Here is a 17,930-nt window from a genome sequence, read left to right as displayed (position 1 = left end):
CGGCTATTGCTGCAACAGTTACTCTATCTACTAAATATGGAGTAGCCTTTTTCCGCCTATCGGTAGATATTCAACCCTTTCTGTATATGAGATGCTTTTATACAAAGTAATATCAGATCGAAATTAAGCTCTTACTCTTGTAATTTGGATCGTCTAGGTAACTGGAAATCAAATCAGGAATGCGTAAACCCATTAGTAGGTCTTCCTTTTATAGAGTGGACTCCAGCGCCTAAAACATTATAAATATTTAGAAAAATATATGAAAGTTTAAGGAATTTGGATGATTAGCTGGAATTTTTATATTTGTTAAGGTTGAGAAAGTTTGAGGGGGTTTGACATATTTGATAATTCAGAAAAAAATGAAGAATATATCTGTTGGGAATCTAAAAAAAAAGCTTTATTGGGTGCTAAGGTCAGTTTCGTTATAGGTTGTATCTAACTATAACCTATAAGATACTAGGTAGATGCCGATTTTTATTTCTGTAGACAAATTAGCATCAGCCTATATTTCGCTATTTTTTACGGGTGCATCGTCCATTAGGGAAAACTACCAAGCCTCAAACGAGTAGGTGTAAATGAATTATGTACCAAACAAAGCAACAATCCCTAAAGGAAAATATGAATATTGTTGAATTGGGAAAAATGGAAATACTGGAGAATGCTGCTGATATCGAAGAACCATCACTAGATAGTTTAAATGCAGTGGCAGAAGAATCTCCAATTGTAGTAGAAAATCTGGAATCGGACGAACGCGATGGAGATGACATGGCGGCGGCTCGTCCTTCAGGATACAATAAAACCGAACATGATGATGCTGTTGGCGCATTTTTTAAAGAAATGGCGCGTTATCCGCTCTTAAAAGCTGATGAAGAAGTAGAGTTAGCGCGGCGAGTCAGGTTTATAGAGGAATTTAGAGAAATACAAGCGGCTTTAGAGTTAAAACTGGAACATGAAGCTAGCAAATTAGAAGTGGCTTCCGAGTTGGGGATGACAGAAAAGCAACTTGAAAATCGCTTGTATCAAGGGAGAGTCGCGAAACGCAAAATGATTCGCTCTAACTTGAGATTGGTAGTGTCGATCGCCAAGCGATATTTAAACCGGGGAGTGCCTTTTCTAGATTTAATTCAAGAAGGAGCAATGGGTTTAAATCGCGCTACAGAAAAATTCGATCCCGATAAAGGATATAAGTTTTCTACTTACGCCTATTGGTGGATTAGACAAGCGATTACCAGAGCGATCGCTAACGATGCGCGAACAATTCGGCTACCGATTCATATTGTTGAAAAGCTTAACAAGCTAAAAAAAGCTCAACGAGAACTCAAACAAAAACTCTGTCGTAATCCTACCGAAGGTGAAATGGCAGAATATTTGGAGATTAGCGTGCAACAACTACGTCAGCTACAACAGCTACGACGACAAGCACTTTCTCTCAACCATCGCGTCGGTAAAGAAGAAGACACGGAATTGATGGATTTGCTAGAAGATGAAGATAACTTGTCTCCTGAAGCAAAAATGAATGAAAACATGATGCGTCAGGAGATTTGGGAAGTTTTGGGTGACGTGTTAACTCCACGAGAGAAAGATGTGATTTCTCTGCGTTATGGTTTGACAACCAGCGAACCATGTACTTTAGAAGAAGTTGGCAATATGTTCAATCTTTCTCGCGAGCGAGTGCGTCAAATTCAAAGCAAAGCCATGCGAAAATTGCGCCGTCCTCACATAGCTAAACGCTTAAAAGGTTGGTTAATTTAATTTCATTGCTCAAGATACAGATGCAATTTAGAACTTATAGCAACAGCCAAAATGGTTAGGACATTAACAGATGATAAAATTTAGACACAAAAAGGCTTTTCACCCAGTCCCCAGTTCCTAGTCCCCAGTCCCTTGCTATAATTAACTTTGCAATTCGCAAAAATCAAGCGTTTTGTAGCGTTTTTCGGCTCTTATTTAGTCAATACTCAAAAAAATTGCCCAGTTGCCTATAGACTATGGACTATAAACTATGGACTATAGACGAATGACTTCGGATAGCAATTTGATTGTGCGTTTTGCCCAACCAGCCGATTGCAGCGTATTGTTTAAATTAATTGAGGGACTTGCAGAATATGAAAAATTATCTCACGCTGTTACTGGCAATGCTCTAGCACTTCAGGAGCATTTATTTGGTTCGCAAAGGTATATAGAGGCAATATTAGCGGAATCTGCGGGTCAAGCTGTTGGTTTTGCGCTGTTTTTTCATAATTATTCAACATTTCTGACTAAGCCGGGAATTTATCTGGAAGATTTATTTGTTTTACCAGAATATCGCAGGCAAGGTATTGGTAAGGCTCTGTTGACTAAAGTCGCTCAGATAGCTGTGGAACGTGATTGTGGGCGATTAGAGTGGAGTGTCTTAGATTGGAACGAGTCAGCCCAAGCATTTTACCGTAGTATGGGAGCCTCTATATTAGATGATTGGCGAATTTGTCGTGTTACAGAACATGCGCTTACTCAGTTAGGATCTGTTAAATAAAAATTTAAAGATGAAACAAGATAAAAATTGTCTTGTTTTATCTTTAAATTTTTCTCAGGGAAAAAGATACTGTTAAATTATAGGTTGTGTTGTAAAAAATTACATTTTTAATTTTTAATTACAAAAAGTCAAGCTTGATTGAGATGCCATTACTCTGACGTGCTAAACCCGATCTTAGAACTTTTCACTTTACTGAATTTAACGGTATATAGACGGAAAATTCTGCTCCTTTTCCTAGCTCCGAGATTACACTTATTCGTCCCCCATGTTTTTCTACAATAGAGTAGCTAATCGATAATCCTAAGCCTGTTCCTGTGCCAATAGGTTTTGTCGTAAAAAATGGGTCAAATAAATGCTGCTTCACCTTTTCAGACATACCAGACCCATTATCTGCAATTTGAATGGTTATTGTATCAGCCTCAGTCATTTTGGTACGGATTTCGATGGTGGGGATTTTTGTTTGTGTATGTTCAGTTGTGAATAATGAATCTAATGCATCAATAGCATTGCTAAGAATATTCATAAACACTTGATTGATCTGACTAGCGTAGCAATTTACTTCAGGCAGTTGGGCATATTCCTTAATCACATTAATTGCGGGGCGGTATGTTTTCTCTTCTAGACGGTGCTGTAAAATTAACAAGGTGCTGTCAATACCTTCATGAAGATTGACAGTTTTCATTTCAGCCTCATCTAGGCGCGAGAAATTGCGGAGAGAAAGAACAATCTGGCGGATGCGATCTGCTCCTATTTTCATTGATTGCAGTAATTTTTGGAGGTCAGATTTGAGGAAGTTTAAATCTATGGCCTCTAGTTCTTCTTGAATCTCAGCAAATGGTTGAGGATAGTAGTGTTGATACAGCTCGACCAAGTGCAGCAAATTTTGACAATATTCATTGGTATAGGTGACGTTGCCATAGATAAAGTTAATCGGATTGTTAATTTCGTGGGCGATACCTGCCACCATTTGCCCCAATGAAGACATTTTTTCAGTTTGAATCAGTTGGCTTTGGGTGTGTTGCAGTTGTTCTAAAGTTTCCGAGAGATGCTGATTTTTATCATTCAACTCAAAAGTTCTCTGCTCTACCTTTTGCTCTAAGGTATGGCTGTAATCCTCTACTTGGGCTTTTGCTACAGCGAGATTGTTATACAACATGGCATTTTGCAGCGAGATGGCAGCTTGTGCTGTAAGCAGCCGCAAAACTTCAAGACGGTTTTGGGTAAAGGCTCCAGTCGTCAAACTGTTTTCTAGGTATAGGATGCCAACGATCTGGCCGCGATTGTGAATAGGCGTACATAGCAAGCTTTTAGGTTGCCATTGAATAATGTAGGGATCGTTGGCAAAAGTGGTTTCTTTGCGGGCATCATCTAGCACTAAGGTTTCGGAAGTACGCGATACATAGTTCACCACGGTTTTAGGAATATCCTGACTGGCTGAAAGAGGCAATGAGTGCAGATTTCCCCCAAGGCTTTCATCCAAAGGCATAGATCGCTCCTCTTCGACGATCGCTTTGCTGTTTCTCTGAGCTGCAACCACCCAATTATCCTCTTGAAGCAGCAAGAGTACTGATTTTTCAGCTCCGGCGTTTTCGCTTACAACCTGCATCAAAGTTGTCAACAGCTTTTCTAACTCAATTTCTCCAGCCAGCGCATGAGAGGCTTTGATCGCCGTTACTAAATCTAACGCTTCTGTCCCACTGGAACTAGTGTGTGTGAATCCGATTGTAGTGATGAGGCTAAAGTTTGCAGAAGCATTTTCCTCCTCCTGAAGGCTCGTCGAAGCCAAGAATTGCGGATATTGGCTCTCCAACTGTTTGACTTTGGCTACAGCTCCCCATTTTAGGTAACTGTAATAGGCATTCATCAAGTAAATTTGAGCCATACCTTCCGTGTGCTTTCCTGGGGAACGGTGCGCGTAGCTTGCTTCTACAAAGTGGTACACCAACGCTTCTTTGTGCCATTCCAAGTAAAATCGGGCAGCCAATTCATTGGCGAGGGCAACTTCTTGAATGTATCCATTGACTTTTGCCCCAGCGATCGCGCGATCGTAAAGATCCACAGCCTGCGCCATCAGTCCCAAGACTCGGCATTCTTCGGCTTTTACTAGTTCAAATTTGTGCAAATAATTCATGGGTGCGTGGTGCGCCCATGTTTTCATTTTTTCCTGGTTTTCTCTCACCCGCTCCAGTAATATTTCTCGGCGATCGGCCGTAGCTGTAGAATATTCTGCCAGAGCCGTCAATGAATCATAAAAATAAAACATCTGCACAGTAGCATAGCCCGTGCCTGCAACTAGATAAACTCTAGCTTGAGCAGCTGTTTCCACTGCTTGCGAGATATTTTCAAACAAATAACAGAGAATCAACTTGTGTAGCCAGAAGTAGTGAGGCCCCACCAAGTCATTCGCATTATGCATTTGAGTCAAAAATTTTGCTTCATCAAGTACCTCACCTGTTAAAATACAGGGATTTTCAGCCTTGCCGAGCAAATTCAAAACTGTTTGCCAAAAGACACGGCAGTAGTTGAGAACCATGTCTTGCCTAAAATTTTCCAAAACATGACAGTAAGCCCGGATATCTTCTTCTAACGATTTCAGTTCTCGCCCCAAAAAATAAGAATACTGACAGATGTCTTTCGTATTGAAGGCAACGTAGTATACATTTCTAGTTTCCAGAGCAATTTTGTAGCCCTCCAGTATCAGCTGTAAGGATTTTTGTAGTGGAGACTTCAAATAGGTGATAAAAGCACCTGTAACATAAAATACAGTAGGTTTGATGTCGCTAATATTAAATTTGTCAGTTAGTGCCAAAGCCAGGTTGCCAAAGAGATAGGCTTTTTCAATATCTTGGAGAATTCCGTTTAACAGAATGCCATAAGCGGCATAACAGAAGGCAGAAAATGGAGCATTGCCATACTGAATTGATGCTTTGACTTGTGACAGGATGACTAGGGGAAACAGATTTGGCTCGGCGGTGTAAACGGCTGGAGCAACGTTTGCCACAATTCGGTTAACAGCCAGCTTGTCTTTTGCCGTCATCAAGGGTAAGTCAACCAAGGAAGCAATATCACGCCCGTTAATTAAGGCAGCAGTTTCCTGAAGGGCTTGCTGAATATCTTCGGGGGTAGATGTTTCGGGAAAAACCACGCCGAACAGACTCATTCCCTGGCGAGCGATCGCGATCGCGCCTATTACATTATTTTGAGTTGTATACGCCTGGATTTTGGTTTCGTAAATGCTGATTTGATCTAGTGAAGTTTTGGCTTGCTGCATTACTGTTTGAGCCAATTGCTCCATCTGTTCGTGGGCACCACAAAGGTAAGCAGCCTCGGCGGCTGATTCGTGCAGTGCTAGAGCCAATTCATACTGAGTGTGCCAACAGTCGGATCTCAATAAACCAATCCCGGTAGTTAAATACTCAATTGCTACCTGGTAAGATGTCGCAGATTTAGCTTTTTTTCCTGCCAGTAGGTTAAGTTGTGCCAGTTGATCGCGATCGGGCACAGATACAATCAGTTCTTTGCCAAGATTCAATTGGTTGACAATTTCAAAAATCAGCAATTCTTGCTCAGTTTCCGGGGTATTACTCAACAGCAATTGACCAATCTTCAGGTGAGTTGCTGGTTTCTGATTCGCCGGAATTAGTGAATAAGCGGCTTGTTGAATGCGATCGTGGAAGAATTTGTAGGTAATAGTTATCGATCCGCGATCGTTTGTCAAATCATCTATGACAACAGACTCATTCTGAAAGAATGTATACCCTTCACCACCGGGCAAAATTAATCCATCCTTGAGAGATGGCCACAAATCTGCTGCGGTTTGGGCTGGAGATTTTTCATAGACAATCGATAGGGTTTCTAAATCAAACTGATTGCCAACACAAGCGGCCAGTTTGAGAACATCCTGCGTCTGCGATCGCAATTTTTGGAGTTGCAGCACCACAAACTCTACAATATCTTCTGTAAAAGAAAGCGCCCGGATTTGAGCAAGATTGCACTGCCAATCGCCTGTTCTGCTGGCAAAGGCGATCAGTCCATCTTCATGCAGCGATTTGAGAAACTGGTTAGTGAAAAATGGATTACCTTTGGTCTTTTGATACACCAAATTGGCGATCGCAATTGCTTGTTCTGCTGAATATTTCAGCGTATCTGCAATCAGTTGATTTAGGTCGGCTTCGGTAAGGGCAGAAAGGACAATACTGCTAATTGTAATCGCCTCTTGACGCATCTCCTCAACGGTCAACATCAAGGGATGTGCAGAAGAAACTTCATTATCTCGATATGCTCCAATCACTAGCAAATAAGAGTTATTGGCTTCACTCATCAACAGATGCATCAGTTTTAAAGAAGCCAAGTCTGCCCATTGTAAATCATCGAGGAAAATGACCAGGGGATGCTCTTGAGTTGTGAATACTTGAATGAATTTCTGAAATAGCAAATTGAAGCGGCTTTGGACAGCAGTACCCGATAATTCCGGCACAGAGGGCTGTTTGCCAATGATTCGTTCGAGTTCTGGAATCACCTCAATAATCACTTGACCACTTTCACCCAATGTAGATAAAATTTGGGTCTTCCACTGGTTAATTTGAGCATCGCTCTCTGTCAGTAGTTGTGCCATTAAGTCCCGGAATGCTTGCACCAAAGCAAAAAAGGGAATATTCCGATTAAATTGATCGAATTTGCCTTTAATAAAGTATCCGCGCTGACGGGCGATCGGTTTGTGAACTTCGTTGACAATTGCCGTTTTCCCAATACCAGAGGAACCTGCCACCAGAATGATTTCAGAAGTTCCCTGGCGCACCCGTTCAAAGGTTGCTAGTAGCATTGCCACTTCTGCTTCTCGGCCATAGAGTTTTTCGGGAATTGTAAAGCGATCGCAAACGTCCTTATGCCCTAGCTGAAATGGGATAATATTTCCACTCTCCTGTAATTGTTCCAAACAAATTTGCAGATCGTGCTTTAGCCCTAATGCATTCTGATAGCGGTCTTCAGCATTCTTCGCCATCAGTTTCATGACGATATCACAGAGAATTTGAGGAATCTCTTCTCTATTCCCTAAAAGTGGTGGTTGTTTCGCTATGTGACAATGCACCAATTCCATCAAATCATCGGATTGAAATGGTAATCGCCCAGTTAAGATTTCATAGAAAGTGACTCCGAGAGAATAGAAGTCAGTGCGGTAATCAATTCCCCGATTCATTCGTCCGGTTTGTTCGGGCGAGATATAGGCAAGGGTTCCTTCTAAAACAGTCGGGCTGGTTGAAAGTTGGTTAACTCTTGGTAGCAGTGAAGCAATGCTAAAGTCAATGAGTTTAACCTCCTTTGTAGTCGGATTTATCAGGATATTGGCGGGTTTGATATCCTTGTGGATAACTTGGTGATGGTAGAGATCGGCCAGGATATCAGCAAGTGCGATCGCAATCTGTAAAAACTCGCTCAAAAACTCAGGATAAAAGCGTGAGATATTTTCTTCACTTGCTACATTTCTGAATCCCTGTCTCCAAGTGTCAGCATACTCCTTCAAAGAAATTCCGCCAAAGTCTTCTAAGATCAGAGCGGGTCGATTATGACAATTTTCCAGGCTATAGATCCGAACAACCCCAGGAACATTTAAGATTTTCGTAATTGTGTACTGATTTTTGAATTGAGCCAACTCAATCAGACTGGGATAACAATTTTTAAGAAGTTTGATCGCAACAGCAGTTCGATCGCTCTCTCGCAAAGCTCGGTAAACCAGAGTGCGACTGCTGGTGTAAATTCTCTCACCAATTCGATAGCCGGGAACATCGACTCGATTCTCTAGCATAAAAGTTGCTATTGGATAACCTAAGTTCATTTTTCCCTAATTCACTCGAATTATCACAATTCATTAGTAAAAATTGAGAACCCGATCGAGCTAAATCAACTGACTATACTTGAATCTATCCCATTAATCTTAGAGGATGTTTGAAAAGTATTTTTGGTAACTTTTAAGCCTTGGAAACTTAACCCCCCTAACCCATGCCCTACAAGTAAATGTGGGTTAAATGAGGGTTTAAAAGCCTCTGTTTGCTTGCCTGACGATAGGCTGACGCCAATGGGGAAAGGAATGGAAACGGGATTTCTGGCATACTTTACGACTTTTTAAACATTCTCTAAGGGAGCTGCACGAAAAATAAATTTGGGTTCTTGCAGTAGTTTTATGGTAATCAGTAGAGTTTACTAAATTTTCATAATTATAATTTAGCGAACTAGGACTCCTATTTGATAGACTCAGTATGGATATATGCCTTTTTTCCTATTTCCTGTTTGCTGCCCACGTAAGTAAATTCAGTAATCAAACTGAATTACTATACCAATACGTAAAATCTAAGTTTTTTCAGCATTTAATTATTATAAAATATACTTAAATAACTCCAGGTTTATAATCTTTACGAGCGCCTGGTGAAATTTTGAAAATACTTTCTGCAAACTATTGTAAGTGGCAGTTGGTTACGGATATCTTAATCATGGAACGGGGAATAAACGCAGAATTCCTCATGATGCGATTACAGATGTAATTAAAAATTTTTATTAAGCAAAATTTAAAAAATTTTTGGGCGAAGTTTGACAGCTTGTCATTTGACTATGGCGGCCGCTCAACTGAAAATTATGGAGGATATTGCACCGAATAAGCCGTTATTGCAGAGAGAACACGAAATGAAAAAAATGATTACAGTCATACTGTTAGGCATAGCAATCTTCACATTTGCCTTCAGTAGTCCAGCATTGGCAGCAGATGCTGCTAGTGGAGCTAAAGTATTTAGTGCCAATTGTGCCTCTTGTCACGCAGGAGGAAAGAATCTGGTTCAAGCTGACAAAAACCTGAAGAAGGAGGCTTTGCAAAAGAATGGTTTGTACTCAGCAGAGGCGATTATTTCCCAGGTTACAAAAGGTAAAAATGCCATGCCCGCTTTCGGCAAACGTTTGAAGTCTAACCAAATTGAAGATGTAGCGGCTTATGTGCTTTCACAAGCAGATAATGGTTGGAAGTAGACTAAAATCTAACTTCAAAAATTAACAATTGGCGGGGCTTTCTGTCCCGCTAATCTTAGAGTTGCCGCAATTATCAAACAGGATGCATATACCAATTTAGGATTTTGGATTAATAGTCTTTATAAAAAGACTGTTCCAAAAATATCAAACAATACTACCTATCCTCATTTGGTATTATGAGTAATTTCTGGCGATTATTTTTCAGTATAATTATTGCTTTTACTCTCACTTTTTGGACTTTACCTGCACATTCTTCACCCATTTTAATTACCCAAATAATAGCAGGTGATTTCTTAGAGTTGGGTGTAGATAAGATGTGGCGCGGTGATTATCAGGAAGCAATAGAGAATTTCAACCAGGCGATTGAACTTAAGAAAGATTTGGCTGTCGCTTATAGCGATCGCTGTCTTGCTTATCTCCAACTACAAGATTACCATCAAGCTGTTACAGATTGTACTCAAGCTATAAATTTTGCACCCGATAACTTCGAGGCTTATCTAAACCGAGGAGTAGCACACTACAGACAAGGGGATTATTCAGCTGCCATTGTCGATCATAACCGAGCGATCGCACTTAAACCATCCGATTTTCGAGCCTATTACAACCGAGGGTTAGCCCGTGCTGGGGATGGGAAAGACTCGGAGGCAATTCTTGACTTTAATTTAGCCCTAACTCAAATTCCTCGAATCAGTAGCTTATTGCTTGCAGATATCTATAATGACCGAGGTTTAGCACATTTTGTCTTGCAAGATATCCAAGCTGCGATGCTCGACTTTAATCTAGCAATTCGCCTCAATGCTAACGATTATAGAGCTTACTTTAACCGAGGTTGTGCTTGCGGACGAAATGGAGATAACTTTGGTGCAGTGCGTGATTTTTCTCAAGTCATCAGACTTAACCCCAGTAATGCCCAGGCTTACGTTAATCGGGGAGTAGCTCAGTATCGTTTAGGATATCACTTAGGAGCTATATCTGATTTACAAAAAGCATCCGAGTACTTTGAAAACCAAGGAAAAAAAGTTGCCTACGAAAAAACTTTAGATTTACTGAAGAGTTTGCGAGAACAAATTTCGTCTGCAACTGAAATCGCTATTTTATAAGACTGCCAGGGCTATACAGGGTATCCACCAGCTTGAAAAATCTGTTCGGCGGTTAAATCTAATTCGGGGAAAAGAGGTGAGATAATGCGTTGTTTACCGCCGCAGGCATCGCTTTTTTCTCTTCATACTGCTAACTAATAAGGCGTAATACCATCAGAGAGCGATCTGAAACTGGTACAGTTTGAGAGTCTGAAACTAATTTTCCCCGATCTAAAAAGCGAGGTTCATTAGTGTCAATTACTATCTCCCATACCTTTTCTTTAAAGTCATCGGGTAAAGCAAACTCAATTAACTCGTAGTGAGCGTTAAAAAATATCAGAAAACTTTCATCAATAATCCGCTCACCACGATCGCCTGGAGTAGCAATTCCTTGCCCATTCAAAAAAATCTCCATTACTTTGGCATAACTAACTAGCCACTGCTGCTCAGTCATTTCACTGCCATCAGAATTAAACCAAGCAATATCATTAATACCTAAACCGTGAATGGGGCGGCCTTGAAACCACTTACGTCGTCGGAATACTGGATGCTGATGGCGAAAATTAATCAGTTCGCGTGTAAAGTCTAATAAATCCGAGTTCGCTTTATGCAAATCCCAATGTCGCCAAGAAATCTCATTGTCTTGGCAATAAACATTATTATTTCCCTTTTGACTACAGCCAATTTCATCCCCCTCTAATAGCATTGGGACACCTTGAGATAGCATTAGGGTTGCTAAAAAGTTTCGTCGTTGCCGTTCGCGCAAACGCATTACTTCTGGATCGTCAGTTTCACCTTCTACACCACAATTCCAGGATCTATTATGGCTTTCACCATCTCTATTATCTTCCCCGTTTGCGTGGTTATGCTTTTCGTTATAGCTGACCAAATCATTTAACGTGAAACCATCATGAGCAGTTATGAAATTAATACTTGCATTTGGGTTGCGCCCGTTTGTTTGATACAAGTCAGGGCTACCAGTAAAACAGTAAGCAAATTGTCCTAAACTATCATCTACACCACGCCAAAAATCTCTGACTGTATCCCGATATCTACCATTCCACTCAGACCAACGCAGTGGAAAGTTCCCGACTTGATAGCCTCCTTCTCCTAAGTCCCAAGGTTCAGCAATCAGCTTTACATCTGCCAAGATTGGGTCTTGATGAATAATATCAAAGAAAGCTGATAGATTATCTACTTCATATAATTCCCGCGCTAGCGCCGAGGCTAAATCAAAGCGGAAGCCATCTACATGCATTTCTGTTACCCAATAGCGCAGGCTATCCATGATTAACTTCAGAACTTGAGCATGACGCACATTCAGAGAGTTACCGCAGCCTGTAAAGTCCATGTAGTAACGAGGATCGTCCTTTACCAAACGGTAATATACAGAATTATCAATACCTCGCAAAGATAGCGTTGGCCCGAAATGATTTCCTTCGCCAGTGTGGTTGTAGACTACATCTAAGATCACTTCAATTCCGGCAAAATGTAGTGCCTTGACCATTTGCTTGAATTCAGCGACTTGTTCTCCCCCTGTCCCACTAGCACTGTAACTAGAATAAGGGGCAAAATAATTGATGGAATCGTAGCCCCAGTAATTGCTTAATCCTTTATCTTCTAAATGTCCCGGATGAGATAGAAAATGATGTACTGGCATCAACTCAACCGCTGTAATGCCTAATTGCAGTAAGTGTTGAATTGCAGCCGGATGGGCCAAACCGGCATAAGTACCGCGTAATTCTTCTGGAATATCTGGATGTAGTTTAGTAAAACCTTTAACGTGAGTTTCATAAATAACAGTTCTATACCAAGGTGTAGCAAGCAGTTGATCGCCTTCCCAATCAAAAGATTGATCGACCACAACACACTTGGGCATTATTTTCGCATCATCTAGTTCGGAAAAAACTAAGTCTTTTTCCTCAGCGTCTAGAGAGTAGCCAAAGACAGCTGGATCGTTACTAAATTCACCGTCAATTGCCTTGGCGTAGGGGTCAATTAATAGTTTGTTGGGATTAAATCGATGGCCTACTTCCGGTGCCCACATCCCATGTACTCTAAACCCATACTTTTGGCCTGGGCCAACTCCAGGTAAGTAACCATGCCAAACAAAATTGTTTTTTTCTGTCAAAGGCAAGCGGATTTCTTCGTCATCGTTATCAAATAAACAAAGCTCTACACCTGTTGCATTTTCCGAAAATAAAGCAAAGTTTGTTCCTTTACCATCCCAAGTTGCACCTAAAGGATATACATTTCCCGGCCATAAAGCTACATACATAAGTAAATCTTGAATAATATTAGTTTTTCGGCAAATATTATTGACTTCAACTTTTTTGAATAATTAGTTAAAATCTAAGAGTTACTAATATTTTTTTAGAAGTCAATAACATTCAAATTTAACTTAAAAATAATATTGTTTACTCTATCATTAGTAATAAAATCTCTATTCCTTAAGTAGGAAAAATTAACGTAGAGGGCAACAGACTTAAGGAAAACTGCGCTGTTTGCGACACGCCGCGCAATCTGCTTCAGTCAAGCAGATGCTTGCGTTAGGATACGCTAACGCTAAAAGGTAAGGGTTTTAAACCCTCACTGTTGCCACAGCTTCTTGCAAGGTACGGCTCTTTACATGGCTCCAAATCATCTAAGTCAAATCCCCTTCTACCTTATTTAAATGCGATCGCTCTAGAGTCTAACACATAGTAAATTGACAAATAGTCTCATCCGGTCTGTAGAAATATGACAGCGTGTCTTTTGACACGATTTTACTATTACAGCAACAATGCTACGTAGTGACTGTTTTTACTTGGTGTGAAAGAGAACGTGAAAAAGGATTTTTTGTTGCTAACAGTTGCTTTACCTTTACTGATAGCATCTCCTAGTTATGCTGTTGAGAGTGAAATTGAGCAGAGAAATATTAATAAATCAACCGAAGTTATTTCAGATATTCCGAGTTTGAGTGAAATTGAGCTACCCGCCACTAATGCCGAATTATTATCTCAACAATCTGTACCGATTGAAGTTAATCCAGAAGAAACTCAACCAGAAACAGAGCAAACTCCGAGCGATGATGCAGACATTTCTATAGAAGCGATCGCAGAACCAGACAACCTACCCCAATCTACTCCAACTTACGTAATCGATCGAGAAGAAATTAAAAAGCAGGGTGCTGCAAGTTTAGCCGATATTTTGAAAAGAATGCCTGGTTTTGCAATCAATGATGTCGGTCATGGCGCAGATATTCACACAGGTACATACTACCGGGGAGCCTCAATTAATCAATCTGTATTTTTGATTAATGGTAGACAAATTAACACTAATATCAACACTTATCATGGTGGAACTGATTTAAATAGTATTCCTGTAGAGGCGATTGAACGAGTGGAATTATATAGCGGCACAGCCTCCGCTTTATTTGGTTCCTCAGCCTTTGGAGGAGTTGTGAATATTATCACCAAGGAAGGTTATGGCAAACCTAAATTGAGCGCTAGTGCAGAATTTGGCTCATTGAGTTTAAATAATCAACAAGTGACTTATGGTGGTTCATCCAATAGAGTCAAGTACAACTTTAGCTTTGAAAGATTCTTTACAGATAACCGTTACCGCGTTCCTGTAGGTGCAGCAAATCGTGACGAACAAGGATTTTTATTCAATGCAGACACAGCTACAAGTACCTACTTTGGTAGCATTGGAGTAGATTTAGATCGAAAAAATTCTTTGAATTTAGATGTTACTGCACTCAGTAGTCGTCGCGGTTTAATTTATTTCGGTTTCCCTCTCCAAAGAGATAGATTAGACCACGATGGTTTAAATGTTGGCTTATCTTGGAAAACTCGACTAGGTAATGGCGAAAGCTCTAATCTTACAACTTCAATTGGTTATAACCAAGATTATTTTAGCACCTATGGCCCTACAGGAGTATCATTTTATCGTAGAGGGTCTTTAGATACACAACAACTCACAGCCAGAGTCGATCATGAGTGGAAAATTACTGCCAATAATAAATTGCGTTGGGGATTAGATTTGAAAAACACCGATTTAATCGGTGATGTTTTGAGTACAGATCCTACTAGGATTACCGAAAACGAAAAGGAAGATCGGAGTTTGTTCAATACAGCTTTATTCGCTGTCAATACTTGGAATATTAGCGATAATTTTCTGATAGATTTAGGGCTAAGACAAAGCTTTGATAGCCAATTTGGAAACTATCTCAATCCTAGTGTTGGTTTACGTTATGTCGTCACGCCAATAGTAGCAGTGCGTGGAAGTTGGGCAGGGGGACAACGCAATCCTGGGTTGGATCAGTTATATGTTTATGATACAGTTCATGGTTGGGCACCTAATCCTGATTTAAGACCAGAAATTGGCTCAACTTGGACTGCGGGAGTAGATGTTAATTTTTCTCAAAATCTAATTGGACAGTTTACTTACTTTGGTAGTAGTATAGGCGATCGCTTGGGAGTCATCGCTGGAAAATGGGCAAACATTGGATTAGTAGATACCAATGGTTTAGAAGCTGCATTGCAATTAAAAATTGCCACTGGCTGGTCAACTTTCCTCAACTATACTTATACAGATGCCGAAATAAAAACAGGGACAGAGAAAGGTTTACAACTAGGTTTAATTCCTTACTCTGTATTGCAAACTGGTGTGGGTTATGAAAATTCAGGTTGGCAGGCTAACTTGTATGTTACCTACAATAGTGGCGCTCGCAGATTCATCTTCGTTAACTCTACTGACAAGCCTACAGATTTTGCACCGTCTTTCGTGAATTTAGATTTGAGTGGGCGTATACCTCTAACTAGCAATTTAGGACTGACAGTTTACTTAGAAAATCTACTCGGCGAGCAATATGAACGAGTTAATCGCATATATAGCCCTGGATTTACTTTTCGTCTGGGTTTAAACGCCAATTTTTAGGTATTCAATGTAGAAGGTTGCAGTTACAACCTTTCTACATTGAAATTGCATTACTATTTGCTGGCAGAGAAATTATATTCTCCAAGACTACCACCAATACCATTGCTCAAGAAAGCTGAAAAAGATCCTCCGATTCGCAGCGTAGAATCGGTTTGTGAGAGATTACCTTGATAGTACTGATAAGGAAAGTTACTAGAAGACTTACGGACAAAAGCAATACGTCCCGAACTAGGGCAATAGAAGCCTTCAATCGCATTCCCAAAGATGCTTCCAGAGATGGGTTTGCAGTTGAGAGCGCTTGCAGGTTGGGTGATAACAAGAGAGCCAGAACTTTGATTTCCTACTACAGACCAAGTGCCAGCCACGCTTGTCGGCCAGCCATCAGCATAAGCTGAACTTACCCCTGAAAATGTTCCACAACAGACAGCAATAGCTGTATATGTTTTTAAATTATTCTTCATAATTTATTATTGAAAAATAATACAATGGGTTTTATATGTAGCAAAAAAAATATCATCAAGAACGTAATAATTACTATTAAATTTATAAAAAATTACGAAAAATTACCCAGGTGATAATTCTTTTTATGAAGAATTTTTTGTTACTGTCCTTCGATACAAATAGCTGACATGAGAGCCAGAATTGAAAATAAAATACTTTTTATCCATCACGAAGATTTGCCAGAGTTTAAAAAGGGTGGTTCGGTAGTAAGAAATTCTTATTTTTGGGCATTACGTTCAATAGCTGGTCAAGCTTCACGTTATCGTGATTGGGAATACGAACCGGAGGTTTGGCTAGCGCTTTCACGAATGCTTTTATCGTTTGCTGAATCGGGGTATTTGGGTATTAGAGAAACTTTACTAGAGTTTCCCTTATCTCAAGGAGAAATTCCTAATTTGCTGCGAGATGTTTCCACTTGGGAGTAGAGATGTATTGTCATTGTTGTTAACAAACCCTCTGCCAGCTTTTGGTTAAAAATGATTAAGATTTAGAGATATCAAGCGATTGTCAAAAATATTTATATCTTCTAATTTGTAACCACCGCTTTTGAAATCTCCAAACATCTCTTCTACATAGATGCGTAGTGGCTTCTTGCAGGAGACGAGCGATCGCTATATATTTCTATTAAGGATTCAAACAAAGAAATGCAAAAATTAGAGGAAAGGTGGGCAACAGCCCACCCTAAACCATTATTTAATTGATACTACTTTACGGGTGCTTCAGTAGCAGACTTACCAACTAGCATTGCGGTATTTTCGTCGCTTTCAAGAATACCGAATTCAATCAACAACTCTTCTAACTCTTCCATCTCAATGGGGGTGGGGACGGCGAGTTTGTCGTTGTCGATGATCTTTTTAGCTAGTATCCGATATTCGTTACTTTGATTGCTATCAGGCGCGTACTCGTTAACAGTCATCCGGCGCAATTCTGCGTGTTGAACAATGTTGTCACGAGGTACGTAGTGAATCATTTGGGTGTTCAAACGTTTTGCCAAGGTTTCGATTAAATCGATTTCTCGGTCAACGTTACGGCTGTTACAAATCAAACCACCCAAGCGTACGCCGCCTGTGTGAGCATACTTGAGAACACCACGAGCAATGTTGTTAGCTGCATACATCGCCATCATTTCACCAGAGGTAACGATGTAGATTTCTTGTGCTTTACCTTCACGGATAGGCATAGCGAAACCACCGCACACAACGTCACCCAAAACGTCGTAACTTACAAAATCAACATCTTTGTAAGCACCGTTTTCTTCCAAGAAGTTGATAGCGGTAATAATACCACGACCAGCGCAACCCACACCAGGTTCAGGCCCACCAGACTCCACACAACGTACATCGCGGAAACCAGTAAGCATTACTTCTTCGAGTTCGATATCTTCTACAGCACCGCGTTCAGCAGCTAATTGCAGAACACTTGTTTGAGCTTTACTGTGTAGCATCAAACGGGTAGAGTCAGCTTTCGGGTCGCAACCAACAATTAGAATGCGTTGACCCATTTCAGCCATTGCTGCTAAGGTATTTTGAGAAGTAGTAGATTTCCCAATACCGCCTTTACCATAGAAAGCTATTTGTCTAATCTTTTCGTCAGTCATGGTTGTGTTTCCTACAATGATTTAGTTGATGAGTCGTAAGCTTGATGTAGTTGTTTACCCTTGGCGTCGTAGGGAAGTAGAGCCTATTGGCGTAGACGCGTAGCGACTTGTCGCTAGACATCGCATCCTAGCAAAAGCAGTTAAAATCAGAACATATTTACCCACGAAGCGATGGCTTAAGAGATAGATAAATCTAATCTCCTAATAACAAAGCCTTTGAAACTATGACTTCAGCATTATCAGTTGTTGCAACGAATCCCAAATGGTTGCTCAAGCCTCAAGAGTGGTTGCAGCATGAATTCAAATGAAC

10 protein-coding genes are annotated in these 17,930 nt (G+C 40.4%); 6 read left to right on the top strand and 4 right to left on the bottom strand.

What is annotated here, in order from left to right; genetic code table 11:
- Window positions 1-582: 582 nt before the first annotated feature.
- Window positions 583-1,752, top strand: a complete 1,170-nt coding sequence (locus tag RMY32_RS17395) for an RpoD/SigA family RNA polymerase sigma factor (RefSeq protein WP_322693054.1) — start codon at window positions 583-585, stop codon at window positions 1,750-1,752.
- A 265-nt stretch (window positions 1,753-2,017) separates the two neighbouring features.
- Window positions 2,018-2,512: a GNAT family N-acetyltransferase gene (locus RMY32_RS17390; RefSeq protein WP_322710147.1), complete on the top strand. Its 495-nt coding sequence runs from the start codon at window positions 2,018-2,020 to the stop codon at window positions 2,510-2,512.
- A 184-nt stretch (window positions 2,513-2,696) separates the two neighbouring features.
- On the opposite strand, the gene RMY32_RS17385 is transcribed toward RMY32_RS17390, so the two are convergent.
- Entirely contained in the window at window positions 2,697-8,345 is a 5,649-nt protein-coding gene (locus RMY32_RS17385) for an AAA family ATPase (protein ID WP_322710146.1), read from the bottom strand.
- 842 nt (window positions 8,346-9,187) lie between these two features.
- On the opposite strand from RMY32_RS17385, the gene petJ reads away from it, so the two are divergent.
- Both petJ and RMY32_RS17375 read left to right on the top strand, forming a co-directional pair.
- The gene (petJ, locus tag RMY32_RS17380; RefSeq protein WP_322670045.1) at window positions 9,188-9,523 is read left to right on the top strand and encodes a cytochrome c6 PetJ; all 336 of its coding nucleotides are present in this window, start codon (window positions 9,188-9,190) and stop codon (window positions 9,521-9,523) included.
- A gap of 176 nt (window positions 9,524-9,699) precedes the next feature.
- The gene (locus RMY32_RS17375; RefSeq protein WP_322710144.1) at window positions 9,700-10,623 is read left to right on the top strand and encodes a tetratricopeptide repeat protein; all 924 of its coding nucleotides are present in this window, start codon (window positions 9,700-9,702) and stop codon (window positions 10,621-10,623) included.
- Window positions 10,624-10,753: 130 nt separating this feature from the next.
- Here the strand turns inward: RMY32_RS17375 and glgX are convergent, their stop codons facing one another.
- Window positions 10,754-12,880, bottom strand: coding sequence for a glycogen debranching protein GlgX (gene glgX / locus RMY32_RS17370; RefSeq protein WP_322710143.1), 2,127 nt, complete (start codon window positions 12,878-12,880; stop codon window positions 10,754-10,756).
- A gap of 545 nt (window positions 12,881-13,425) precedes the next feature.
- Here glgX and RMY32_RS17365 point away from each other — a divergent pair.
- Window positions 13,426-15,522 carry a TonB-dependent receptor gene (locus tag RMY32_RS17365; RefSeq protein WP_322710142.1) on the top strand — a complete coding sequence of 699 codons (2,097 nt, stop codon included), beginning with the start codon at window positions 13,426-13,428 and terminating at the stop codon, window positions 15,520-15,522.
- Window positions 15,523-15,575: 53 nt separating this feature from the next.
- Here the strand turns inward: RMY32_RS17365 and RMY32_RS17360 are convergent, their stop codons facing one another.
- Window positions 15,576-15,983 carry a hypothetical protein gene (locus RMY32_RS17360; RefSeq protein ID WP_322710141.1) on the bottom strand — a complete coding sequence of 136 codons (408 nt, stop codon included), beginning with the start codon at window positions 15,981-15,983 and terminating at the stop codon, window positions 15,576-15,578.
- 168 nt (window positions 15,984-16,151) lie between these two features.
- Here RMY32_RS17360 and RMY32_RS17355 point away from each other — a divergent pair, with 168 nt between their 5' ends.
- The gene (locus tag RMY32_RS17355; protein ID WP_194043762.1) at window positions 16,152-16,448 is read left to right on the top strand and encodes a hypothetical protein; all 297 of its coding nucleotides are present in this window, start codon (window positions 16,152-16,154) and stop codon (window positions 16,446-16,448) included.
- Window positions 16,449-16,726: 278 nt separating this feature from the next.
- Here RMY32_RS17355 and nifH read toward each other — a convergent pair whose 3' ends face one another.
- Window positions 16,727-17,620 (bottom strand): nitrogenase iron protein, encoded by an 894-nt coding sequence (gene nifH, locus RMY32_RS17350; RefSeq protein WP_229464468.1) that lies wholly within the window; start codon window positions 17,618-17,620, stop codon window positions 16,727-16,729.
- Window positions 17,621-17,930: the final 310 nt, after the last annotated feature.

It is taken from the genome of Nostoc sp. ChiSLP03a (assembly GCF_034531215.2).
GTDB lineage: Bacteria > Cyanobacteriota > Cyanobacteriia > Cyanobacteriales > Nostocaceae > Nostoc.
Note: the sequence above shows the minus strand (reverse complement) of the source record. Positions and strands in the feature narration are given on the sequence as shown.